Below are 23,640 nucleotides of genomic sequence, written 5' to 3' on the forward strand. Positions count from 1 at the left end.
GCACCCAGCCCCCGGCCGTCCGTACGGAGGAAGTCATGGCGTGCGCCCGCCGGGCAGTTTGCGGCCGCAGGGTATGAGCGAGGAGACGGAGTCGACAACGGGCGGGGAATTGATGGCCGCTATCAGGGCGAATGGTGCGTTTTGTCTAGCTTCGGGGGTCCGGTCGCTGGCCGTCGCGACGATCGTCATCGGGTTGTCGGCGCCGGCGGCCGAGGCGTTCGCGGCGCCGTACGCCGGACACGGCGGCGGATCGGGCAAGGGCCACGCCAAGCAGGTCACGGACGGCCGCAACACGGCCAACACGCCCGCGATCGCCAGCGCACCCCGGCAGGTGTCCACGGGCAGCCGCAACGTGAACGCCCCCGCGGGCAACAACGGCCTCGCGTTCGCCGGCCTCCAGCAGGAGGCGAGCGTCAGCTTCTTCACCAACACTCTCAGCGGCAGGTGCCACGCGGGGGTCGAGCACTGCGGGATCAACCAGGATCTGAAGACGGGCGAGGCCGGCGGCGCGCGACGCGCCGGCCGTGGTCAGAAGGCCCGGTAGTCGCGCGGGGCCATGCGCGGGCCGCGCGCCGGCGGCCTGACGCCGCTGAGCTCGATCAGCCTGACCACGCGGTGGCGGTGCCCCCGGAACGGATCGAGCAGTTCGAGCATGCCGTCGTCGTCGGTCTTCCTGCCGGTCAGCGCGTAGCCGACGATGCCGGGGATGTGGAAGTCCCCCACGCTCGGGGCGTCCGGGTCGCCGTGGGCCCGCTGGCGCACCTCGGCGGAGGTCCACACGCCGATGCCCGGCAGCGCCCGCAGCAGGCGGTCCGCCTCCGCAGAGGCCACCACGGACGCCTCCGCCGGCGCCACCGTGGTGCGCTCCAGCTTCTCGGCGTGCCGGGCCGCGTTGACGATCGTCCTGGCCCGTACGGCCTCCGCGCCCGCCCGGTGCCAGTCCCACGACGGGATCGCCCGCCACACCTCCGGCGGCGGGATCACGTACATGTCCTCGGGGGCCGGGCCGGGGGCCGGCTCGCCGTACCGGGCGATGAGGAACCGCCAGGCCCGCCACGCCTCCCTGCCGACCACCTTCTGCTCCAGCACGGCGGGCGCGAGCGCCTCGAAGACCCGCAGGGAGCGCCCGATCCGCAGCCCTGCGGCACGATCGGCCAGGCTCGCGACGAACGCCGCCGCGCGGGCCTGCCGCGGATCGCCCGAACGGGTGAGCCGCGCGAGCATCGTGGCGAAGCCGGCCACGTCGTCGTCGGCGCCCAGCAGCGACGGAAGCGTCTCCAGCAGCCAGTCCGCACCCGGCCCCCACGCCTGCGCGAGGACCTCGCCGCCGCTCACCGTCACGCGCAGGGTGCCGGGCCCTTCGGGGGTGCGCGAGGTGCGCCAGATCGCCCCGTCCGGGGTACGCCGCCAGGCCGGGTCGCCTCCCCCGCGCCGGTGCGGCGACAGCGTCAGGGCGAGGTCGAACGGCGCGGACGGCCGCCAGTGCCGCTCGCTTCGCCGTCCGGTGGAAGCCGTACGGATCATTTCAGACGTCGCTGGAGAAGCGGACCGCACACTCGGGCAGATTTACCCCGGGCCAGACGCGCATACCGGACGTGAGCTCGTTGCCGGGGCCGATGAGCGCGCCGTCGCCGACGACGACCTGGCGCAGCACGGCGCCGGAGGCGACGCGGGCGCCGACGCCGACGACCGAGTCCACGACGGTCGCGCCGGACGCGACGTGGCAGTCCTCGGACAGCACGCTGCCGCGTACGCTCGCGCCGGCCTCGACCGTGGCCCGGGCGCAGACGACCGTGCCACCGGTGACCTTGGCCTCGGGCGACACGACGGCCCCGTCCAGCAGCAGGCTCTCGCCCACAGGACCCGGCAGCGCGGGCGAGCCGAGCTTGCCCAGCACCAGGTCGGCCGAGCCCTGCACGAACGCCGCCGGCGTGCCCACGTCCAGCCAGTACGACGTGTCGGCGTAGCCGAGCACCAGCTCGCCGGCCGCGATCAGCCCGGGGAAGGTCTCCCGCTCCACCGACACCACCTGGCCCTCGGGGATCGTGTCGATGACCGAGCGCTGGAACACGTAACAGCCGGCGTTGATCCGGTTCGTCACGGGATTGGGCGTCTTCTCCAGGAAGGCGCTGACCCGGCCGTCGTCGTCGGTCGGCACGCAGCCGAACCTCGACGGGTCGTCCACCTCCGTGAGATGGAGGGTCACCGCGGCCCCCCGTGAAACGTGCAGGTCCACCTGCGCCGCGATGTCGTGACCCGACAGGATGTCGCCGTTCAGCACGAGCACCGGCGCCTCGGGCGGGCAGGACAGCGCCCGCGCGGCGTTGCGGATCGCGCCGCCGGTGCCGAGCGGGGTGTCCTCGGTCATGTAGACGATCTCCAGGCCGAAGCCCGACCCGTCGCCGAACGCCTCGCCGAACATGGAGGCCCGGTAGGACGTGGCGAAGACCACCCGGCGCACCCCGTACGCCCGCGCCTTGGCCAGCTGGTGCGCGAGGAAGGGCACCCCCGCCGTCGGAAGCAGCGGCTTGGGCGTGCTGAGCGTCAGCGGTCGCAGACGCGTGCCCTGGCCGCCCACGAGAAGGATCGCCTCAAGACCGTCCGGCGACCGCACAGAACTCTCCCTCACAGCCGCGAGGGTAGCCTAGCCGGGCCCTCCGCATGGCTCGCCGCCGCCGACCGTTGTGCGGCCGCGATAAGCGGGCCGATTTCGCCTCAACATGAGCAGCGAAAACGGGTGCCCGAAAACCGGCCTGTGGCGTTGCCTCCTCAGCCTTCGACGGCCCGTTGGTAGGCGACGAGGTGGGCCTCGGCGGAATGCCGCCAGGTGAACTCGCGTGACCGGGTGACCCCGGCGGCAGCCAGCGACTCGCGCCGCTCGGGTGACTCCAGCAGGGTGCGCAGCGCCCGCGCGATGCTGTCGGTGTCGGGCTCGGTGTAGGCCACCGCGTCGCCGCCCACCTCAGGCAGCGAGGCACGGTGGGTGGTCAGCACGGGCGCTCCGCAGGCCATCGCCTCCAGCACCGGCAGCCCGAACCCCTCGCACCGCGACGGTGAGGCGACCACGAGCGCGCCGCCGAGGAAGCCCGGCAGGTCGGCGAAGGGCAGGAAGCCGGGACGCACGACCTTCACCCGGGGCGGCAGCGCGGTGATGGCGGCGTCGACCTCCTCGTCCCAGGCAGGGCCGCCCGCCAGCACCAGCGCGGGCGGCGAGGACAGATGCCCGACCGCCCGGCCGAAGCCGGTCACCAGGTTCGGCACGTTCTTGCGCGGCTCCAGCGCGCCCAGATAGGCGACGTACGGCCGGCCGTGCAGGCCCATGCGCCCCGCCACCCGGCGCACCTCCTCGGGCGCCGGCGGGTGGAACAACGTGGGATCCACTCCGTGGTAGGCGACGTCGATCCGGGTGGGGTCGGCCTCGAGCACCCGGACCAGCTCGTCCATGGTGGCCTTCGACGGGACGATCACCCGGTTGGCGTGGCGTACGGCGGTGCGGGTGGCCGACCGGAAGAACGAGGCTCTGACGGGGTCGTGCTGGTCGGGGTCGGTGAACGAGGTGACGTCGTGGACGGTGGCCACCGTGGGCAGGCCCGAGCCCAGCGGGATCGAGTAGTAGGGGGCGTGGATCACCTGGGCGCCGGCGTGCCGGGCCAGGACCGGCAGCCCGGTCTGCTCCCAGGCCAGCCGTTTGTTCCGGTTGGTGATCGCGGGCGGTCCGGAGAGGATCCGCGCCGAGGGGGCGAGGGCGGCGTACCGCTCGGCGTCCGCGCGCTGGCAGACCACAGCGATGTCCGCGCCCGCTTCGTGCAGGGCCGCGACCAGTCCATCGACATACCTGATCAGGGCGCCGCGATCGGCGGGGACCGCGGCGGCGTCGACGAGCACCCGGGGTGTCAAGTGAATCGCTCCCCTCACTGGGCCCGCACACGGCCGGGAGGATCGCTCCCCGCCCGCGCGGTCCCGCTGGTTCCGGCGGTGTTCCGGCAGGGGCCAGGGGCCCCGCGCCACGAACTGACGCCTTCCCCCGCATCCCTCCCTGTCACTCTATTTCCGACGTCCCCCGAAACGTGAGCGATATCACGTGAGGATCACCTCTCAGGGTGGGCGACCCGGGCCGATTCCACGGATTCAGGCCCGTGCTACGGGTTCCTCCCGCGTACGGACCGCGCGCCGGGAGGCCAGACCGGCGACGCCGGCGCACACCAGATCGCCGACGGACACGATGAGCCGGGAGCACAGCGCGGCGGCGATGGCGGCGGGCCGGTCGAGCACAGGGGCGAGCGCGGCCACCATCGCGACCTCCCGCACGCCCGCGCCCGCCGGGGCGATCACGAACACGAACCCCAGGCACCAGGCGAGCGCGAACGCGCCGAAGCTGAGGATCACGGCCGAGGGCCCGCTCGCCCCGAGGCCGTGCACGATCAGCGCCAGGTGCACGCCGTAGGCCGCCCAGCCCACCAGGGCCCAGCCGCACGCGACGAGCACGCCGCGCCGGGTGAGCGGCCGTTCGAGCGGCGGGCGGCGCAGTATGCGCAGCCCGAACGCGATGACGCCGTTGACCACCTTCGGATGCAGGGCGGCGGCGACCACGGGCACGAGCAGCAGCAGCCAGGCGTATCTCACGACCGACTGCCCGGCGAGCACCGGCAGCGTGACGACGGCGACCAGCAGGCCGGTGCCGAGGTAGATCGGATAGGTCAGGAAGAAGGCGGCGGCGCTGCGCGGCCGGGGGATGCCGTGGTCGCGGCCCATCTCCATCTGCGCGAGCATCGGCCACACAGAGCCGGGGATGTACTTGCCGAGCTGGCCCACGAAGAAGATCTTGGACGCGTCGGTGAACGCCAGCGGGGAACCCAGGTCGGTCAGCAGCGCCCGCCACATGAGCATCCCCGACAGCAGCGCGCCGAGCACCGCCACCAGGGAGCCGGCGAGCTCGGCCCACGACAGGCGGGCGAACCCGTCCGTCACGGCGGTCCACTGGCTCGCCACCGCCCAGACGCCGAACCCCAGCGCCACAAGCAGGAACAGCGCGCGAACGGCCTTGCGCCGGCTCATCGGGCCGTACGGACCGGCTCGGGCGGCTGCGGGAGCGGCGCGCCGAGGGGACGGCGGGGCGTCTTGGTGGCGACCCACAGGTAGGTAGGGACGACCGGCAGCAGCGCCCGCAGGGCCGGGCGCGGGGTCCGCTCCAGCGTGGCCTTGGCGGCGCGGCCCGCCGCGCCGGGGAACAGCTCGCCCCCGGCGAACCGCTCGGGCGCGGCCAGCACCGGGAACGTGTAGTCCCACACGTGGAAGTCCGCCAGCATCCGCCGCAGCCCCGGCCGGGTGCGGAAGCGCTCGTAGTAGTGGTCGGCCCGGCCGAACGCCCGCACGTACCGGTCGGCCGCGGCGGGCGGCAGGTAGGACAGGAAGGGCAGCTTGTAGTGCGGCTCGATGACCCCGAGCCTGTTGCCCAGCCCCAGGTAGAGCACGCCGTCGTCGGACAGCACCCGGTGCATGTCGGCGATCACGGCGTCCGGGTCCACCACGTGCTCGTAGATGTGGTTGAAGACCAGCACGTCGACCGAGCCGTCGGGGAACGGCAGGCGGGAGCCGTCGGCGCAGACGAACCCGACCCGCCCGCCGAAGCGGTCGGACGCCTTGCGCAGGCCCGGGACGTCGATGTCGAGCCCGAGCGTGTGGCGCGCGCCCGCGGCGGCGAGCTCGTCCGCGATGAACCCGGCCGAGCACCCGACGTCGCCGACCGTCAGCCCCGACAGCACCTCACCGGGCTTGGCCGCGTCCCTGCCCAGGAAGTGCGCGAGCACGGCGATGATCTTCGCGGCCTTGCGCCTGCGCTTGTCCTCGTCGAGCATCGCGGCCTGGAACTCGGAGTATTCGAGCTGGGCCGCGCGTTCCGCGCTCACCCTCGTCCTCCGCTCACCCTCGTCCTCCGCTCACCCTCGTCTTCACGCTGCCCAACAGTACCCGTGCCCGCCCCGCCCCCGTCTCCCGATCAGCCGACCCTGTGGATAACCCGCGCGGCGGACCTACCGATCAGTAGCTTCACGCTTTACTCTGGGGCGCGTGCCGCGCCTGCTGAACCGTCTGCGCTCCAGCCCGCTGCTGCGGGTGCTGCTGGCCCTGGTCGCGCTCGCCTTCCTGACGTACGGCCTGGCCCGGAACTGGACGGAGACCTCGGCCGCCCTGTCACGGCTGTCGTGGTGGTCGCTCGGGACCTCGTTCCTGGCCGTGCTCGCCGGACTGGGGTTCATGCTGGTCGCCTGGCGCGACATCCTCGCCGGGCTCGGCTCGCCCCTGCCGCTGCGCGTGGCCGCGCGGGTGCTGTTCGTCGGCCAGCTCGGCAAGTACATCCCCGGCTCGGTCTGGGCGTTCGCCGCGATGATCGAGCTGGCCCGCGACCACGGCGCGCCGCCGCGGCGGACGTTCAGCGCCACCGCTCTCGGTCTGGTGACCTCCCTGGGCTGCGCTCTCGCCCTCGCCGCGGCCACGCTGTCGCAACAGATCGCGCGGCAGGCGTGGTGGCTGCTCGCGCTGGTACCGATCATCCTCGTCGGCCTTCACCCACGGGTGATGACCTGGGGGCTCAACCTCGCCCTGCGCGTCGCACGCAAGGAGCCGCTCGACCGGGTGCTCAGCGGCGCGGAGATGGCCAAGGCCGCCGCCTGGACGATGGCCGGCTGGCTGGTGTACGGCGTTCACCTGTGGGTCCTCGTCGGCGGCGTGCGCCCGGCGGGCCCGTCCCTGTACGCCGTCGCGGCCGGGGCGTACGCGCTGGCCTGGGCCACCGGCATCCTCACGGTCGTGGTCCCCGCCGGGATCGGCGTGCGGGAGGGCGCGATGGTCGTGGCGCTGGCGCCGGTGCTCGACACGCCGAGGGCGCTGGCCATCGCCGTGGTGTCCCGCGTGATGTTCACCGTCGCCGACGCCGCCTGGGCCGGGCTCGGCTTCCTGCTCGCCCGTGGCCGCACCGCTCCGGCCGGTCAGCTCACCGACGCGGCCAGCAACGTGTCCACGTAGACGGCCCAGTGCGGCTCGGGATCGACGGGCGCGACGCCCGCCCGCAGCCGCTCCGGCGTCCCCGGCTCGTAGAACCGCTTGATCGCCTCCGCCAGCGCGCCGGCCGAGCCCGGCTCCACCAGGAGGCCGTCCACGTCGTCGCGTACGTTGTCGGGCAGCGCCCCGACCCGGGTGGCGATCACCGGCACGCCGTGCTCGTGACCGAGCCACACGTTCTGGCTCGCGGTCGCCGACCGGTAGGGCAGCACCAGCGCGTCGGCCCCGGCGAACAGCCCGGGCACGTCCTCGGCCGCCACGTATCCCGGCCGGATCTCCACCCGATCGGCCAGGCCGAGCCGGGTGATCAGGGCGTGGGTGTCCTCCAGGCCGCCCCAGAACTCGCCCGCGACCGTCAGCCGTACGTCGGGCACCTGCGCGAGCGCCTCAAGCAGCAGGTCGAGCCCCTTGTAGGGCCGGACGATGCCGAAGAACAGCAACCTGCCCAGGGGCCCCCGGTCCGCCGTCTCCCGCGCGCCGCGCACGGGCAGGTGCGGCGCGAGGGCGGCCACCCGCACCGGCGCATCGGTGAGCGCGCGGGCGAGGTCCGCCTGCTGCTCCGAATGGGCGAGCACACCGTCCACCCGGCGCAGCAGCGCCTTCATCAGCGGCCTGTCGTACGGCTTGGTCTCGTGCGGCAGCACGTTGTGGCACAGTGCCACCACACGCGCCTCACGGCGCATGCCGTACAGGATGCCGAGGTACGCGGGCACCTGCACCGGGCTGAGCACGGCGAGCACGACGAGGTCGGCCCCGCGCAGCCGCCGCCCGCAGGCCACCCAGCCGTCCGGCCGCCGCCAGTCGAGGTCGCGGCGGGTGTCCGGGTAGGGCTCGCCCTCGGGGCTGTCGATCGTCTGCTGCCCGGGGTACAGGAACGAGGGATACTGCGCCCGCCACGACTCGATGACCACGTCGTGGCCCCGCGCCCGCAGCCGGTGGGCCAGCTCGGTCGTGTGCTGCGCCCCGCCGCCCTTGTACGGATACGTCGGGCCGACGATCGCGATCCTCACACATCACCTCTGGATCGCACGATCAGGTCGGCCAGCAGGGCCACGGCCCCGATCAGCATGCCGGATATGAAGATCACGATGGCGTTGCTGGTGAGGTAGAAGCCGTAGCGGATCACGTCGTACAGGCCCTTGACGAAACCGATGCCGACCAGCCAGAGCGCGGGCGGCATGAGCACCTTGAGCGGGTTGAAGTACATGACCATCCGCAGCACCTGCAGGATGTAGCGGTAGGCGTCGGAGACGAAGTTGAACTTCGACTTCCCGGCCCGCTTGGAGTACTCGATCGGCAGGTAGTAGACGTCGTGCTGGTTCGACATGAACGCCAGCGTGATCGTCGTGACGCAGGAGAAGCCGGGGGGCAGCAGCCGCAGGTACGGCTTGGCGACCGACTTGCGGAAGGCCCGCAGGCCGGAGTTGAGGTCGGGGATCTTCTGCCCGGCCAGCCGCTCCGCCACCTTGCGGATGAACCACTTCGCCGGCACCCGCAGGACCTTGTGCGAGCCCTCCTCGGTGGTGCGCGCGCCCACGACCTGGTCGATCGTCTGGTCCTTCTCCAGGATCTGGACCAGCTCGGGGATGCGCTCGTTCGGGTAGCTCATGTCGGCGTCGGTCCACACGACGATCTCGCCGCGGGCCTCCTGGCTGCCGATCCTGCGTACGGTGCCCGAACCGCCGTTGCGGTGGAACGCCCTGATCCGCATGTGCGGGAAGCGCGGCGCGGCCTCCTGCAGGCGCGCGAGCGTCTCGTCGGTGGAGCAGTCGTCCACGGCCAGCAGTTCGTAGGTGTACCCGCTGGCGTCCATGGCCGCGCAGATGCGCTCGACCTCGTCGATGACGTGGTCCTGCTCGTTGTAACACGGCAGGACTATCGTGACGTACGGGGTTTCAGCGGGAGTCACGGCGCTTCCAGAGGTCTCGGGCGAGGTCACGTCCGGCTAGGGTACTCTGCCCCGCCAAATCGCGGTCTCACTTCGACTTCTCCTCACCTCACCGGACCGCGCGGGCCGCGTCCACGGGCGGCGGGAGGAGTCACCTGGCAGCCCCGGGAAGGGTCACGAGACCGACACCACCTGGGCGACGCCGGGCACCCGGCCGAAGATCTTCTCCATCTCGGCCTTAGCCGGTGGACGGTCGAACGCGACGTAGAACGCCTCGGGCAGAGTGCGCGGGTCGAGGTCCTTCGCGTCCGCCTCCCAGTAGATCCGCCGCCTGTTCACGCGCGCGTGGGCGGCGTCCTCGAAGTAGACGGCCTTGACCCCGTCGAGGTCCCTGATGCGGTCGAGCACGGCCGCCTTTTCCTCTTCTGAGACCCTTTCTCGTCCCAGGCACCGTGGAAAGTCGCTGCCGATCTCCGGACAGAGCGCGATCCCGATGTCGGCGACCCCTCTCCAGAGGCTGTCGCCGTAGATCCCTGTGGCCAAGACGCCTCGCAAGTCGTCGATGCGGAGCCGGATCGCCTCCCAGTCCCCGGGACCGAGGGCGCCTTGGTAGGAGTCGAGCATCTCGTCGGCTCTCGTTTTCCGCACGAACTCCAGGCCCGCCGGGTCATCACGGGCACTCTTCCGGAATTTCTCGTACGCCTGTTCCTTCGTCTCGAAGGAGAGACCGCGAAGCTCCGGGAGCGACCTGAGCACGGCCTCGATCTTCCGCCTGTCATCGGCGGTAGCGGCGCCGTACAGGCAGTTCGGCGCGTACTCGTCCGAACCGTCCGCGCACAGGAAGACCGACATCCTCCCGGTGGGCGGGGCGGAGGTTACGGGCGGGGGCAGCGGCCAGCGGGAGTGCTCGTAGAACGGCCACGCGGCGACCCCGAGTCCGGCGAGGAGCACGACCACCAGCCCGCCGATGACCAGCGATTTCCGGAGAGGGCCCCTCCCGGATTCCGGCTCCTGCCGATCGTCGCCGAAGGACAATTCCTCCATCGCAGGAGAATTCACACGCCGAACCCTAGATTTATCGCGTGGGTTCGGCCATCCAGACGTCGATGTTGAGCGACCAGGTGCCGTTGGGCGGGTCCACCAGCGAGCGTTCGTCCTGCCGGGTGTGCAGGCTCATCACCCGGGTCGCCGGGCCGTACGCCATGAGCTGCTCGGGCTCGGCGGCGAGCAGCACGGGCACGCGGCCGGTGCGCCGGACGGCCTCGACCAGACGCAGGACGTCGGCCCGGCGCGGCACGTCGCGGCGCGGGGGGTTCACCACCCGGGCCGTCGGCAGCCCGCACTGGCCGCGGACGACCTGCGTGAGCCGGTCGCCCGTGACGCGTTCGGCGATGAGCACGGCGGCGTTCGCCGGGATCGCCCGGCACAGGCCCGCCACCGCCGCGGCCTCTCCCCTGTTGACCGGCGTGAACGCGGTGCCGATCGAGGTGATCGCGGGCGGGACCGCCAGCAGCAGCGCCCCCGCCGCGACGGCGGCCCGCGAGCGTCCCCGGCGGGCGGCGAACCAGCGCGTACGCGCGAGACGCCGCGAGAGCCACCGCAGCCCCCAGACGGCGAGCAGCACCAGCCCGGGGATGACGATCGGCACCAGCCTGCGGGAGGCGAAGGGGTGGTCGGGGGTGATCGCGGGGCGCCAGAGCGTCGTCACCGTCGTCCACCCGATCACGGCCAGCGGCAGCAGCCACCCGAACTCCCCGCCCCTGGCCAGGCGGCGGGCGAGCACGGCCGCCGCCACGGTCGCCAGCACGACGGCGGGGATCCCGACGTACCAGAAGACCCAGTCGAGGGAGTGCTCGTAGTACAGCCGGGACATGTCCTTGGCAAGGCCGTTCGCGACCTGCGTCTTCTCGATGAAGTCGGCCGTGAGCCTGTCCTCGGGCGTGACCGCGTAGCGACGCACGGTCTGCACCCAGGGCCGTACGGCGAAGCCCGCCATGACCAGCACGACCAGGGCCGCGGCGGCGTTCGGCAGCCACCCGGCTCCCGTGAGGAGCCGGCGCGCGCGGACGGCGATCCAGGGCGCGAGAGCCGTGCCGGCGACCGTGAGCGCCACGACGAGCGCGCAGATCGCGAGCAGGGGCATGAGTGAGCCCGACAGATACTCCAGGTATGGCCGGGCGAGGACGTAGCCGCCGGCGAACCCCCACAGGCCGCCCACGACCAGTCCGGTCAGCAGAGGAACGCCCAGCCGCCCCTCGGGGAAGGGCCTCGCGCGGGGGATCCGCCGGAGCGCAATGAGCGCCCCGGAGAATGCCAGCACGGGCAGCACGTCGCGCAGGCCGTCGATGCGCACCAGCAGCGCCAGCCCGAACGACAGCCCCGCGAGCGCGGCGGACGGGAAGCCCGCGCCGGGCAGTGCCGCCCTGAGCCGGGCCCGGGCGTCGAGCAGCAGGTTCATCGCGCCGAACAGCAGGATCAGCGAAGGGATCTCGCTGAACGTCGTCCGCGACGTGTAGAGGATCGGCAGGCTGACCGCGAACACGAGGGCGGCCAGGGGCGCCCAGCGCGCGCCCGCGAGCCGCGCGGCGGTCCCTGCGACGGTGAGCACCGCGAGCGCGCCCAGCACGGGCGGCACGAGCAGCAGGCCCGGGACGCCGCCCAGCCAGTGGCCGATCGCGTAGGTCATCGGCGGCCCGGCCATGAACTGGGGGACGATCCCGCCGCCGGTCATGTAGACGCCCATGCTGTCGAAGCGGAGCGCGGGGTCGGGACCGCCGAAGTCCCCCACCGGGATCGGCAGCGACCCGTGCCGGGCGAGCCAGACGGCGTACTGCGCGTAGGTCGACGGGTCACGCCGGACGATCAGCTGCTCGCCGTGCAGGAGCCCGTTGAACACTCCCGAACCGAGTGCCACGGCGAGTGTGGCCGCCGTCGCCCAGCGGTGCGGTGTGACGGTCGCGGGCAGGCGGCGCAGGCCCGCCGCGCACAGCAGGAGGGCGGCGGCGCCGCCGAGCAGCGCCATGGGCAGCGGCCGGAACCACCCGAGCAGCAGCAGCGGCAGCCCGGCGAGCAGCCAGCCGCTCAGCGCGAGCGCGGGCACGACGGAGACGGCCGCGAGCGTCCTGCCCGCCGCCTCCTGCTCCGACGGCAGCCGTGTGCGGCCACGTGAGCGGCCGGATCTGTGCACTGGAATGCACCCGAGACTAGCGGCCCACCCCAGCGCCCCGCCTTCATCGGGGAGCCCGCCCGCTGCGCGCGTCGCGGTTGTCCACAGGCGCGTGCGGTCCCCGCACAGGGGTCGTGAGGAGCCGGTAGCGTACGCCGGGAGGCAGGCAGGGGGGTACATGAGGGTGTCGGACAGCCCGGGCGCGGCGCCCTGGCCGGAGGGGGACGGTCACCCGCACGCACGGCCGGGACCCGCCCGGCCCGGCGAGCCGCCGTCCCCGGCACCTGGGGAGGGACGGCTCGCGAACCGGGTCCGTGGGCGTCTGGCGCCTCGCGATCCGTTTCATCCGGTGGCCTGGGCGCGTGCGGATCTCCCCGGGTGGGCGCGCAGGCATCGGTGGTTCCTCGTGGTCTTCGGGCTGGGGGCGCTCCTGCGGCTGGTCACCGCCCTCGGCTACCGGCCCGCGCTGTGGTTCCCCGACTCCTACACGTACGTCGTGACGGCCATGCGGCCGAGGCCCGACCTCGTCCGCCCGGCGGGCTACTCGATGTTCCTGAGGCTCCTGGAGGCGTTCCACAGCTTCGCCCTGGTCGTGACCGTGCAGCACGTGCTGGGGCTGCTCGTGGGCGTGATGGTCTACGTGACCGTCCTGCGGCGCGGCGGTCCTTCGTGGGCGGCCGTCCTGGCCTGCGTCCCGGTGCTGCTCGACGCGTACCAGATCGAGCTGGAGCATCTGCTCGTCTCCGACTCGCTGTTCACGTTCCTGGTCGTGGGAGCGGCGTGCCTGGCGATGCGCCGCCCGCTGACGCCGCGCTCGGCCGCCGCACTCGGCCTCGTGCTGGCCGCCGCCACGCTGACCAGGACCGTCGGGCTGCCGCTGATCGCCGTCTTCGCGCTCGTCCTGCTCGCGTACGGCGTGCGTGGCGCGAGCGGGGCGGGCCGCCCGGGGCGGGCGGCGGCCAGGCTCACCGTGCCCTTCCTGGTGGCCGCGCTCCTGCCGGTCGCGGGTTACGCGGGCTGGTTCTACGCGACCTACCAGCGCGTCGGGCTGGTCGGCTCGAACGGCGTCTTTCTCTACGCCCGCACGATGGCGTTCGCCGACTGTTCGGTAATGAAGCCGCCGGCCGACCTCGCCGTGTTGTGCGACTCCCGGCCTCCCACGTCCCGGCCGGCGTCCCAGGAGTACATCTGGAACGCCGAATCTCCGCTGGTCCGGCTGCCCGGCATCACGTTCACCAAGGAGACCGACACCCTGGCCGGGAGGTTCGCCTCGCTCGCGATCCGCAGCCAGCCGCTCGACTATCTCCGGAGCACGCTGACCGAGCTCGGCAGGTCGTTCACGCTCGGGCGGCCCGTCTATCCGGACGCTGAGACGTACGGGTACTACGAGTTTCCGGACACCGTGCCGCCGCCGCCCGGGCGGAACCCCGCCGTGGTGGGCAAGGAGTTCGCGCAGCGTTACGATCACGGGTCCCTCACGCTGCGCATCTCCGAGCCGTTCGCCGGCCTGGTGCGGGCCTACCAGGACGTCGCACGGCTGCCGGGGACGGCGCTGCTGGTGATCCTCCTGGTGCCCCCGACCGTCTGGGCCGTGCGGGCACGGTCGGCGCGGACACGACGGCCGCCCGGGAGACGGGCCCCCTCGAACCGGACCCCCTCGAATTGGGGCATCGCCTGGGCGACGGCCTGGGCGCTGCTGCTCGTCCCACCCGCCACGGCCCAGTTCGATTACCGCTACGTCCTGCCCGTGGTGCCCCTTGCCTGCCTGGCCGCCGCTCTGTCCGTCTGGGGTTCCGCCGACGGATATGACCGGCTGACCTGGCCAAACGGCCCTCGAAACATCAAATCCAGGTAAAGGGAAACTCAATCCCATACCCAAAATGTCGGTGTTTAGTATGCTCTGCCCCTGGATCAGGGGGACGTGGCACGGCATGATCGCGGCCCGGATCCCCCCAATCGCGGCGCCCGCAGACGCTCCAGTGACCTACCCTCGGAGCGCGACATGTGATCGCCAGGCAAGGAGGACAAGTGTGCGAGCGAACCAGTAATCATTCCGGCCTCTCGCCCACTCGTCCGGCCGCCACACCGTGCCGTACGGCCGCCGCTCGCCGGGCAGGCGTGCGGTGAGCGAGCGCAGGCGCGTCGCCGCGCGTTCCAGCCCTCCGCAGGCTCCGGCCGACCAGAGGGTCTGGGGTCCCCGGGAAGACGGCGCGTACGACGGCGCCTTCGAGCCTCCCCGGGGCCGCAGAGGGGCTCCCGCGCCCGCCGGGTACGCCGACATGCCGGTGGCCACCGCCCCGCGGGCTACGCGGAGATGCCGGGGAGACGAGGCGGGCAGCGACCGCCCAGAGACGACTACCCGCCGGAAACGTACGACGAGGGACGCCGCCGAGGCGGGCGGCGCGCCGAGCCGAGCGGGCCGCCCGAACCCCTCTATGAGGAGGAGCCGCCGCGGCGGCGCGGCCGCAGGCGCGGCGGTGACGACGAGGAGAGCGGCTACGGCGCGCCCCCCCACCGCTCCCAGCCGCGCGTCCGGAGGCGGCGGCGACCTCCCTCCGGACGGCAGGCCGCCCCGCCGGCGCAGCGGGGGCGGCGGCCGGTCCGGGCTGGGGATCGGCGGCTGGATCAGCGTCGTGCTCACGTGCGTGCTGGTCATCGGCACGCTGACGGCCTACAAGGTCTACCGGAGCACGATCGGGCTGATCAACAGAGGCGCGTCGACCGACGACCTCGACAAGAACCGCCCCGTCAACGAGACCGGCGCGATCAACGTGCTGCTCGTGGGCTCCGACACCCGCGCGGGAGACAACAAGAAGTACGGCCAGCACCTGGTCAACGATGGTGAGCGCACCGACACGATCATGCTGCTGCACGTGTCGCCCAACCGCGACGGGGCGACACTACTCAGCTTCCCCCGCGACTCCATGGTGATGATCCCCGCCTGTTACAACAGGAACAGGACGCTCATCCCGGCGCACCTCGGGATGATCAACTCCGCGTTCTCCGACGGCGGGATGATCTGCACGCGCCGGACCATCGAGAGCCTCACCGGGATCCGCGTCCAGCACTACGTGAAGGTGGACTTCACCGGCTTCAAGAACATCGTGAACGCGCTGGGCGGCATCGAGATCTGTCTGCCGCAGGCCGTCAACGACAAGAAGTCGAAGCTCACGCTGCCTGCGGGCAAGCAGATCGTGAAGGGCGAGGCGGCGCTCGGCTACGTGCGGCTGCGTTACGGCCTCGGCGACGGCAGCGACATCTCCCGCATCAAGCGCCAGCAGGTCTTCATCTCACAGGTCGTGAAGAAGGCGACCAGCAGCGCCCTGCTCACCGACGTCGGCAAGCTGCAGAACTTCATCGCCGCCGCGGCCAAGTCCGTCACGATGGACGACGCGCTCAACACCGAGGAGCTCATCAAGATCGCGCAGAGCGCGCAGAAGCTCTCGGCGAAGGGCTTCAAGGCCACCACCGTGCCGTGGGAGCCGTACGTCGCCGACAAGAACCGCGTGCAGTGGAAGCAGCCGGCCGCGGGCAACCTCTTCAGGGCCATCGCCAACGACACCGAGGTGACCCCCACCGCCAGCGCCGCCCCGAGCGCGGCCGCTTCGCCGACCGGGCCAGTGGTCACCAAGCCGCAGCAGGTCAAGGTGCAGGTGTTCAACGGCACCAACACCCCCGGGCGGGCCAAGGAGGTCGCCGATGAGCTGACCGGTCTCGGCTTCAACGTCGTCGGCGTCGGCGACGCCAGGAAGCCCGACGGCACCGACCAGCCGAAGACCATGGTCCGCTACACCGGTCAGGGCTGGAACTACTCGAAGATCCTGGTCGGCAAGCTGCTCAACCCTGTCAGCCCGGAGACCGGCAAGGCGGCGAGCGGCCCGGTCACGCCGTTCACGCCGTCCTCGCCCCCGCCGGACGCGCCCAAGGGCAAGGTGCGCGGGCCGATCATCCAGCTCGTCGTCGGCGCTGACTGGAAGGGCGTGCGCGTCCCCCTGCAGGTCGGGGACAACGCGGTGACCTCCGAGACCAACATCTGCGCGAGCTGACCCGCGGCACACTTTGCCCGCATCCTGCCCGCAACCTGGCCGGGGCTCCCGAACCGTCCTATGAGGACGGAGGGCCCCGGCCCGGCCCGTCTCCGGCGGTCTGACAACAGAACCGACAGTGTCACAGGAGTAACGTTCGGCCTCAGAGGCGACATCAGCGTCCAAGAACGTTAGGGTGAACACCTGGCGAACGCGCCCTGTTCGCCCGTTCGGGCTGATGCGCCGGGGCGCCTTCGCTAGTGTCCGAAAGGACGCGGCGACGCTACGCCAGGCGTGGCCGTTCCCCCGAGCCTCCAACAGATAGCTGAGCGTTTCTCCCGTGAGTGACACCCGCCATCACCCCCCGGTTCCCGGATCTCCGCAAGGCAACGACCCCGATGCCGAAGAGGCTCCCACCGGAGTGATAGGCCGCATCACCGGAGACTGGCCCGCTCCGGACGGCGGTCTGCCGCGGCGGGAGCCGAAGACCGCGGGCGGTCCGGAGACGGAGCAGGGCGCGGGCCGGCCCGGCTCCCAGCCCCACGAGCGGCACGAGCACGGGCGCCACGAGGGGAGTCTTCCGGCTCCCGGCGACGAGGGCGCGATCGCACCGGCGCACGGGCGCCACGAGAACGGCGAGACGGCCCCGGGCAGCACGACAGGCTCGGGGAGCGCGGCAGGCGCGGCCGCCGAAGCGGGGAGCTCCGAGGGCCCCAGCGCCGCGCCCAGCAGCGCCGCGCCGACCGGTTCCGCGTCCGCAGGCGCCTCGCCGTACGAGAAGCAGCCCCTGCCCGTGCGCAAGCCGCGCAGCGCCGGGGCGCCCGGTATCTCGTCGAGCAGCGCCGCGCCGACCGGTTCCGCGCCCGCAGGCGCCTCGCCGTACGAGAAGCAGCCCCTGCCCGTACGGAAGCCGCGCCAGCCGGGCGCCTCCCGCCTGGGCATGCCGCCCGCGTCCGCCCCGCAGCCGGAGGGCTTCGACTACTTCTCCGCCGGCCGGGGCCCGGATCGTAAGGACAAAGATCGTCTGGGCGCAGAGCGTCCCGCAGTGAACGCGAGCGACGCCGACGCCCCCGCGTGGCCGCAGACGTTCCCCGAGCACGGTCCCCGCAACCTCGCGGACGCCTTCCCCGGCGCCACCCGGCGGTCGTCCGCCCCCAGCCCGCAGGACGGCTCCGACGTCCCCACGCCTCCCTTCGGCGAGTCACCGGCCTTCCCCACCCCCGCCTTCGGCGCCGGGCCGGAGCCGCTCGGGACGCGATTCTCCGGCTTCCCCGAACCTCCAGGCTTTTCCGAACCCCCGGGCTTCCCGGAGCCGCCGGCGGCCGCCGGCAGGACGGCGAACCCCTTCCTCGACACTCCCCCGTCCGGCGCCGGCCCCGCCTTCACACCGGACGACCCCTTCGGCGGCGCGCCGTTCCCCGAGACCACCCACGGCCCGCGCGGCGGGCGGGGCCTGCCGGACGCCTTCTCCGGGGCCGCTCCGAACGCGGCCTTCAGCCCCGCGCCGGAGGCGCCGGCTCCCGCGTGGCCCGGCCAGGAGGCCGGCGACCCCGCCCAGTGGGACCCCTGGCGGCGCTCCCAGGAAGGCCCCGGCGGCGCGACCGACCCCCGCCAGACCGGTCCGCTCGGCAGGCCGCTGCGCGCTCCGCTGCCCGCCTGGGCCGAGGTGCCCGTCCGGCCGGACGACCCGTTCGCCAGGGGTACGGGGCAGCATGACGGCCTGGAGGAGGAGCCCGAGCAGGAGCCCGCGCCCCGGGCCAAGAAGCCGCGTGACCCCTACCTGGACAACGTGAAGTTCGTCGGCATCGCCCTGGTGCCGATCGGGCACTCGCTGGTCCCGACGCTGGCGGCCGACTCCTCGCGGGCGGCGTACCTGTTCATCTACGTCTTCCACATGCCGCTGTTCGTCATCATCAGCGGCTACCTGTCCAGGAACTTCTGGAACTCCAACGCGAAGACCAACAAACTGGTCGACACGTTCCTCGTGCCGTACGTGATCGTCGAGCTGGGGTACGCCTTGTTGCGCACCGCCTTCGGACACAAGTTCAGCATCACGATCACAGATCCCGCCTGGTTGAACTGGTATCTGCTCGCGCTGCTGTTCTGGCGACTGTCCACACCCGTGTGGAAGCGAATGAAGTACCCGTTCGTCATCTCGGTCGCCGTATACCTGTTCGCCGGGTTCTCCGAGTTGTCCGGCGACTTCAGCATGGACCGCTTCTTCGGCCTGATGCCGTTCTTCGTCCTCGGCCTCGTGCTCAAGCCGGAGGTCTTCGACTTCCTCAAGCAGCGCTGGGTGATGGTGCTGTCGGCGGTCGTCCTGGTGGGCGCCGCGGGTGTGGCGATCTTCCTGGTGAAGAACTACTCGATCAAGCTCGGCCCGATCTACTACAAGGACAGCTACAAGGACCTCCACCTGGTCTGGTGGAAGGGCATGCTGCTGCGGACAGGCCTGCTGGTGGCCGCGCTGGCCATGTCGGCGGCCGTGATGTCGCTGATCCCCCGGCGGCAGACCTGGTTCACCGACCTCGGCACCCGCACGCTCTACTGCTACCTGCTGCACGGCGTGCCGGTGATGATCGCCAAGGAGATGGGCTGGCTCAGCTTCTCCTGGCTGTACGGCCCGCTCGGCGTGGCGGCCATCGCGTGCTCCTGCTTCGCGCTGGCCATCGTGCTGTGCCTGCCGATCACCCGTACGGCGTTCAAGTGGCTGCTCGAGCCCCGGCTGACCTGGTTGTACCGGAGGCCGAGCGGGCGGACGCCGCAGCCGGCGAGCACCGGAAGTTAAGCGGCATTTCGAGGGGCATTCACCCGGCGCATCCGGTCATTTCGGACGGTGCGGTCAGCCTCCCCATATGAGGGTATGCGTCGGCACGACAGTCCATCACCCCGAGGACGCCCGGATCACCCACCGGCAGATCCGGGCGCTGCTCGACGCCGGGCACGAGGTCACCTTCGTCGCGCCGTTCACGCACTGCAACGTGACGCCGCGGCCGGGCATCCGGGCCGTCGACGTGCCGAGGGCCGTGGGGCTGCACCGCGGCAAGGCGCTGCGGGCCGCCACCTCCGCCCTGCGCACGGCGGCGCGAGACGCCGACCTGCTGCTCGTGCACGACATCGAGCTGCTGCTCGCGCTGCCGCGCAAACGGCCGCCCACGGTCTGGGACGTGCACGAGGACACGATCGGCGCGCTGAACGCCAAGACGTACCTGCCGGGGCCGGTGCGGAGCGTCCTGCCGCCGCTGATCCGCGCGGTCGAGGGCCGGGCGGAGCGGCGCCTCCACCTCATCCTCGCCGAGGAGTCCTACCGGGAGCGCTTCCCCGGCGCGCATCCCGTGGTGCCCAACCACACGTACGTGCCGCAGACGCCGCCCGCGCCGCCGGGGGACCACCGGGTCGTCTACGTGGGCCACATCTCCCTCGCGCGCGGCGCGGCCGAGATGGTGGAGATCGCCCGGCGGCTCCGGCCGTACGGCATCCGCCTGGATCTCATCGGACCAGCCGACGCCGCGGTGCGGCCGATGCTGCGCGACGCGCAGCGCGCGGGGCTGCTCGACTGGTTCGGGTACGTCCCCAACAACCACGCGCTGCGGATGGCCGAAGGGGCCCTGGCCGGGCTGTCCCTGCTGCACGACGTGCCCAACTATCGCGAATCGACGCCCACGAAGGTCATCGAATACATGGCCCGCGGCATCCCCGTCGTCACGACCCCGCTGCCGAGGGCGGCGTCCCTGGTCGGGCGGGTCGACTGCGGGACGATCGTCCCGTTCGGCGAGGCCGGCGCGGTTGCCGACGCGGTCGTGCAGTGCGTGCTCCGCCTGCGCGAGGACGCCGAACGGCGTGCCGCGATGGGCGCGCGGGGTTACGTCGAGGCGCTGAACCACTACCACTGGCCCGCCGTGGCCGGGGAGTTCGTCGCCCTGCTCGAGCGGTGGGCCCAGGCTCCGAGCTCCGTCGCCGCCCTGACGGACCGCTCTCCCGCCGGCCGCCTGACCAACCTGTCGGGGCAGAACGTCTAGCGACCCGTGCCGGCCACGAGCCCGATCACGTGCAGCGGCGGCCATGCCGTGATCCCGGCGGCGGCCCAGATCGGCACCACGCGGGCGCGGAGCAGGGCCGGCCCGGGCAGCAGCGTGCCGACCAGGTTGCCGAGCACGAAGAGCAGGAACACCCAGACGGCCGACGTGTCGCTCTGGGCGCCGTCGACGACCGCCGCTTAGTCCGCGAGAGGACCCCCGCCGAGCTCGGCCTGCCCGGCACGGAGGAGGACCACCGCCGCGTGCTGGCCGTCCTGCTCTACCTCGATTCCCGCACCTGACGCAGGCGGCGGTCGAGGAAGGCCCGCTCGGAGGCGTTCCTGGTGCGGGCGATCGCCGCCTCGTACGCCCGCGCGGCCTCCCCGGCCCGGCCGAGCCGCCGCAGCAGGTCGGCCCTGACCGCGTGGAACAGGTGGTAGCCGTCCAGACGGAGATCGTCCAGGAGGGCGAGCGCGGCCTCCGGCCCGTCCACCTCGGCCACCGCGACGGCCCGGTTCAACGCGACGACCGGGTTCGGGGCGAGGGCGAGCAGGTGGTCGTACAGGCTCAGGATCTGCCTCCAGTCGGTGGCGGCGGCGATCGGCGCGTCGGCGTGGACCGCGTTGATCGCCGCCTGGATCTGGTAGGGCCCGGGCCGGCCGCGCCGCAGGCACGCGCGCACGATGTCCTGGCCCTCGGCGACGAGCGCGCGGTCCCACCGGTCGCGGTCCTGCTCCGGCAGCGGCACGAGGTCGCCGGCCGGGGTGGTGCGGGCGTCGCGCCGCGCGTGGACGAGCAGCATGAGCGCGAGCAGCCCCATCACCTCCGGCTCGTCTGGCATCAGCGCGGCCAGCAGGCGGCCGAGCCTGACGGCCTCCGCGCACAGGTCGTCGCGGGCCAGCCGGTCGCCCGCGCTCGCCGTGTGCCCCTCGGTGAAGATCAGGTAGACGACGGCCAGCACGGCCCTGAGGCGGTCCGGCAGGTCGGCCTCCCGCGGAACGCGGTACGGGATCCCCGCATCGCGGATCTTGGCCTTGGCCCTGACCAGCCGCTGGGCCATGGTCGGCTCGGGGACCAGGAACGCCCGCGCGATCTCGGCCGTGGTGAGGCCGCCGAGCAGGCGCAGCGTCAGCGCGACCCGGGCGGCCGGGGCGAGCGCGGGATGGCAGCAGGTGAAGATCAGGCGGAGCCGGTCGTCGTGCACGGGACCCTCCTCGGCCGGTTCGTCGTCAGCGTCGTCAGGGGCGTGCAGCAGGGCCGCCCGCGCGTGCCGGTCCGCACGCAGGGACTCCCGCCGGTGGCGGTCGATCACCCGGTTGCGGGCGGTCGTGATGATCCAGCCGGCCGGGCTCGGCGGCGTCCCGTCGCGCGGCCAGCGCCGCACCGCCTCGGCGAACGCGTCCTGGACCGCCTCCTCGGCGACGTCGATGTCGCCGAAGTGGCGGACCAGGACCGCGACGGCCCTGCCGTACTCCTCGCGGAACACCCGCTCGACGTCGGGGTCCCTACCGCCGGTCGTCATCGCCCTCCACGACGCCCGCGAAGGGGCGCACCTCCACCGGGAGCGTGGTCGCGCGGGCGAGCCTGCGACCCCACTCGAGCGCCGCGTCGAGGTCGGGCGCCTTGATGATCGTCAGCCCGCCGACGTGCTCCTTGCCCTCGGTGTACGGGCCGTCGGTGACGAGCTCCTCCCCGTCGCGCACCCGCACCACGGTCGCCGTGCCCGGATCGTGCAGCCCGCCGGAGAAGACCCACGCGCCCGCGGCGCGCAGTTCCTCGTTGAGGACCGCCAGGTCCCGCATGATCGGCTCCAGGACCTCCGGCGGGGGCGTCCCGCCGTCGGGCTGCTGGATGCTGAGCAGATAGTGCCTCATGGTCTCGTACACCTCCTCGGCCAGGCCCGCCCGGCGCGGGCCCTCCCACCCTCTACACGAACGGCCGCCCCGGATATCGACATCCGCCGGAAAGCAGGTGTGGGACAACCTTGCCGCCGTACGGCTGTCGCCCGGCCGCCGGGCTTGCTGTACTGGAAACATGGCAAGCCACGTCGTCCAGGGTCGCAGGGTCGAGACGCCGGTGGAGGTCCGCGACGCCTCGGTCTGCCTCGCCGCCTACCTGGTGCGGGCCGACGCCGCCCGCGCGGTCCTCGCGTACTCCAGGATGGACGTCACCGAGGTCCTGCCGGGCAAGGCCCTGTGCTCGCTGGTGTTCGTGCGTTACCACGACTCCGACCTGGGCTCCTACAACGAGTTCGGGGTCACCTTCCTCGTACGGCCGGCCGACGCGGGCCCCCCGCCGAGGCGCGGGCCGCTGGCCGGGCTGAAGGATCTGCGCGGGGCGGGGTCGGGCGCCTTCGTCCACTGGCTGCCGGTCGACCAGGCGTTCACACTGGAGGCCGGGCGGGCCATCTGGGGCTTCCCCAAGGAGCTGGCCGACGTGGATCTGCGGCTGGGCTCGCCGTACAAGCGGTGTCTGCTGCGCAGGGACGGCCGGATGGTCGTCGACCTGCTGATCAGGCCGGGCATCCCGGCGGCGCCCGCGCCGCTGCTCGGCGGGGCGCTGCCCGTGCCGGACGCCTACGCCCATCTGGACGGGGTCACCCGCCGCATCCCCTGGACGGTGCGGGCCCGGGGCATCCGCTGGCGGCCGGGCGGCGCGCTCATCCGTCTCGGCAACCACCCGATCGCCAAGGAGCTGAGCGAGCTCGGCCTGCCCCGGCGGGCCCTGATGTCGGCCGCGGCCGAGCACGTGTCGATGACGTTCGAGGAGCCGGGACGGGCGTGACGCCGCCGCGAGCCGCTCCCGGCGGGGCTGGAAGAATCGGCGGGTGATTCGTGTCCTGATCGCCGACGACCAGGAGATGGTGCGGCGGGGCCTGCGCCGCATCCTGGAGAGCCAGCCGGACATCCAGGTCGTCTGCGAGGCCGCCGACGGAGTCGCCGCGGTGGAGATGGCCCGGCGCTTCCAGCCGGACGTGGCTCTCGTCGACGTCCGCATGCCCAGAATGGACGGGCTCGAGGTGACCCGGGCTCTCGCCGGCCCCGGCGCATCGGTGCCGACGAAGGTCGTGGTGGTGACGACCTTCGACCTGGACGAGTACGTCTACCCGGCGCTGCGGCACGGCGCGTCCGGGTTCCTGGTCAAGCGCTCTGGCCCCGCGCTCCTGGTCGAGGCGGTCCGGGCCGCCGTGGCCGGCGACACTCTGATCAGTCCCTCGGTCACGGTGCGGCTGCTGAAGCACGTCACGGGCGACGGTCCCCGGCACACGCCGCCGCCGGAACCGCTGACCGAGCGCGAGATCGAGATCGCCGGCCAGGTGGCCGAGGGGAAGACCAACGCCGACATCGCCGCCGAGCTGTTCATCTCGCCGGGCACGGTCAAGACCCACGTGGCGAGCATCCAGCGCAAGTTCGGCGTGCGCAACCGGGTCGGCATCGCCGTACGCGCCTGGGAGCTGGGGTACGCCAGGGCGCGGTGAACAGGGCGCGG

The 23,640-nt window shown here is 72.7% G+C and carries 20 protein-coding genes; 8 read left to right on the forward strand and 12 right to left on the reverse strand.

Features of this window, described 5'->3' with window-relative positions; translation table 11 throughout:
- The first annotated feature begins 193 nt into the window (after nt 1-193).
- The gene (locus tag FLW16_RS19680; protein ID WP_142561572.1) at nt 194-544 is read left to right on the forward strand and encodes a hypothetical protein; all 351 of its coding nucleotides are present in this window, start codon (nt 194-196) and stop codon (nt 542-544) included.
- Here the strand turns inward: FLW16_RS19680 and FLW16_RS19685 are convergent.
- The 5 genes from FLW16_RS19685 to FLW16_RS19705 form a co-directional block, all read right to left on the reverse strand.
- Nucleotides 529-1,524, reverse strand: a complete 996-nt coding sequence (locus tag FLW16_RS19685) for a DNA-3-methyladenine glycosylase (RefSeq protein WP_142561573.1) — start codon at nt 1,522-1,524, stop codon at nt 529-531. The genes FLW16_RS19680 and FLW16_RS19685 overlap by 16 nt on opposite strands.
- A gap of 1 nt (nt 1,525) precedes the next feature.
- Nucleotides 1,526-2,629, reverse strand: a complete 1,104-nt coding sequence (locus FLW16_RS19690) for an NDP-sugar synthase (RefSeq protein WP_260615397.1) — start codon at nt 2,627-2,629, stop codon at nt 1,526-1,528.
- A 140-nt stretch (nt 2,630-2,769) separates the two neighbouring features.
- Nucleotides 2,770-3,897 (reverse strand): glycosyltransferase family 1 protein, encoded by a 1,128-nt coding sequence (locus tag FLW16_RS19695; protein WP_142561574.1) that lies wholly within the window; start codon nt 3,895-3,897, stop codon nt 2,770-2,772.
- A gap of 231 nt (nt 3,898-4,128) precedes the next feature.
- Nucleotides 4,129-5,055 (reverse strand): lysylphosphatidylglycerol synthase transmembrane domain-containing protein, encoded by a 927-nt coding sequence (locus FLW16_RS19700; RefSeq protein ID WP_142561575.1) that lies wholly within the window; start codon nt 5,053-5,055, stop codon nt 4,129-4,131.
- Nucleotides 5,052-5,906, reverse strand: a complete 855-nt coding sequence (locus FLW16_RS19705) for a class I SAM-dependent methyltransferase (RefSeq protein ID WP_260615398.1) — start codon at nt 5,904-5,906, stop codon at nt 5,052-5,054. The genes FLW16_RS19700 and FLW16_RS19705 overlap by 4 nt, the downstream gene beginning before the upstream one ends.
- A gap of 160 nt (nt 5,907-6,066) precedes the next feature.
- On the opposite strand from FLW16_RS19705, the gene FLW16_RS19710 reads away from it, so the two are divergent.
- Nucleotides 6,067-7,020: a lysylphosphatidylglycerol synthase domain-containing protein gene (locus tag FLW16_RS19710; protein WP_312847147.1), complete on the forward strand. Its 954-nt coding sequence runs from the start codon at nt 6,067-6,069 to the stop codon at nt 7,018-7,020.
- Here FLW16_RS19710 and FLW16_RS19715 read toward each other — a convergent pair.
- The 4 genes from FLW16_RS19715 to FLW16_RS19730 all read right to left on the reverse strand — a co-directional run bounded on the left by FLW16_RS19715 (nt 6,984) and on the right by FLW16_RS19730 (nt 12,131).
- Complete coding sequence (locus tag FLW16_RS19715) at nt 6,984-8,066, reverse strand: glycosyltransferase family 4 protein (protein WP_142561576.1); 1,083 nt, start codon at nt 8,064-8,066, stop codon at nt 6,984-6,986. The two genes, FLW16_RS19710 and FLW16_RS19715, sit on opposite strands and share 37 nt — an antisense overlap.
- Entirely contained in the window at nt 8,063-8,995 is a 933-nt protein-coding gene (locus FLW16_RS19720) for a glycosyltransferase family 2 protein (RefSeq protein ID WP_396686608.1), read from the reverse strand. The genes FLW16_RS19715 and FLW16_RS19720 overlap by 4 nt, the downstream gene beginning before the upstream one ends.
- 123 nt (nt 8,996-9,118) lie before the next feature.
- Nucleotides 9,119-9,979 carry a permease-like cell division protein FtsX gene (locus FLW16_RS19725; protein ID WP_142561578.1) on the reverse strand — a complete coding sequence of 287 codons (861 nt, stop codon included), beginning with the start codon at nt 9,977-9,979 and terminating at the stop codon, nt 9,119-9,121.
- A 40-nt stretch (nt 9,980-10,019) separates the two neighbouring features.
- Complete coding sequence (locus FLW16_RS19730) at nt 10,020-12,131, reverse strand: glycosyltransferase family 39 protein (protein WP_260615399.1); 2,112 nt, start codon at nt 12,129-12,131, stop codon at nt 10,020-10,022.
- A 328-nt stretch (nt 12,132-12,459) separates the two neighbouring features.
- On the opposite strand from FLW16_RS19730, the gene FLW16_RS43800 reads away from it, so the two are divergent.
- The 4 genes from FLW16_RS43800 (at nt 12,460) to FLW16_RS19750 (ending at nt 20,154) form a co-directional block, all read left to right on the forward strand.
- Nucleotides 12,460-13,965 (forward strand): hypothetical protein, encoded by a 1,506-nt coding sequence (locus FLW16_RS43800; protein WP_185949500.1) that lies wholly within the window; start codon nt 12,460-12,462, stop codon nt 13,963-13,965.
- A 622-nt stretch (nt 13,966-14,587) separates the two neighbouring features.
- Nucleotides 14,588-16,156, forward strand: a complete 1,569-nt coding sequence (locus tag FLW16_RS19740) for an LCP family protein (RefSeq protein ID WP_185949501.1) — start codon at nt 14,588-14,590, stop codon at nt 16,154-16,156.
- 319 nt (nt 16,157-16,475) lie between these two features.
- Nucleotides 16,476-18,923: an acyltransferase family protein gene (locus tag FLW16_RS19745; protein WP_142561580.1), complete on the forward strand. Its 2,448-nt coding sequence runs from the start codon at nt 16,476-16,478 to the stop codon at nt 18,921-18,923.
- Nucleotides 18,924-18,990: 67 nt separating this feature from the next.
- Nucleotides 18,991-20,154: a glycosyltransferase gene (locus FLW16_RS19750; RefSeq protein WP_142561581.1), complete on the forward strand. Its 1,164-nt coding sequence runs from the start codon at nt 18,991-18,993 to the stop codon at nt 20,152-20,154.
- Here the strand turns inward: FLW16_RS19750 and FLW16_RS43805 are convergent.
- From FLW16_RS43805 to FLW16_RS19760, 3 genes are all read right to left on the reverse strand, one after another.
- Nucleotides 20,151-20,306 carry a hypothetical protein gene (locus FLW16_RS43805; protein ID WP_185949502.1) on the reverse strand — a complete coding sequence of 52 codons (156 nt, stop codon included), beginning with the start codon at nt 20,304-20,306 and terminating at the stop codon, nt 20,151-20,153. The genes FLW16_RS19750 and FLW16_RS43805 overlap by 4 nt on opposite strands.
- A gap of 125 nt (nt 20,307-20,431) precedes the next feature.
- Nucleotides 20,432-21,673 carry an RNA polymerase sigma factor gene (locus FLW16_RS19755; RefSeq protein ID WP_142561582.1) on the reverse strand — a complete coding sequence of 414 codons (1,242 nt, stop codon included), beginning with the start codon at nt 21,671-21,673 and terminating at the stop codon, nt 20,432-20,434.
- A complete protein-coding gene (locus FLW16_RS19760; protein ID WP_142561583.1) occupies nt 21,657-22,025 on the reverse strand; it encodes a YciI family protein in 369 nt (122 codons plus the stop codon). Before FLW16_RS19760 ends, FLW16_RS19755 begins: the two co-directional genes overlap by 17 nt.
- A gap of 160 nt (nt 22,026-22,185) precedes the next feature.
- Between FLW16_RS19760 and FLW16_RS19765 the strand changes: the two genes are divergently transcribed.
- The gene (locus FLW16_RS19765; protein ID WP_142561584.1) at nt 22,186-22,935 is read left to right on the forward strand and encodes an acetoacetate decarboxylase family protein; all 750 of its coding nucleotides are present in this window, start codon (nt 22,186-22,188) and stop codon (nt 22,933-22,935) included.
- 43 nt (nt 22,936-22,978) lie between these two features.
- Entirely contained in the window at nt 22,979-23,629 is a 651-nt protein-coding gene (locus tag FLW16_RS19770; protein WP_260615400.1) for a response regulator transcription factor, read from the forward strand.
- Nucleotides 23,630-23,640 lie beyond the last annotated feature (11 nt).

It is taken from the genome of Microbispora sp. KK1-11 (assembly GCF_006874435.1).
Lineage (GTDB): Bacteria > Actinomycetota > Actinomycetes > Streptosporangiales > Streptosporangiaceae > Microbispora > Microbispora catharanthi.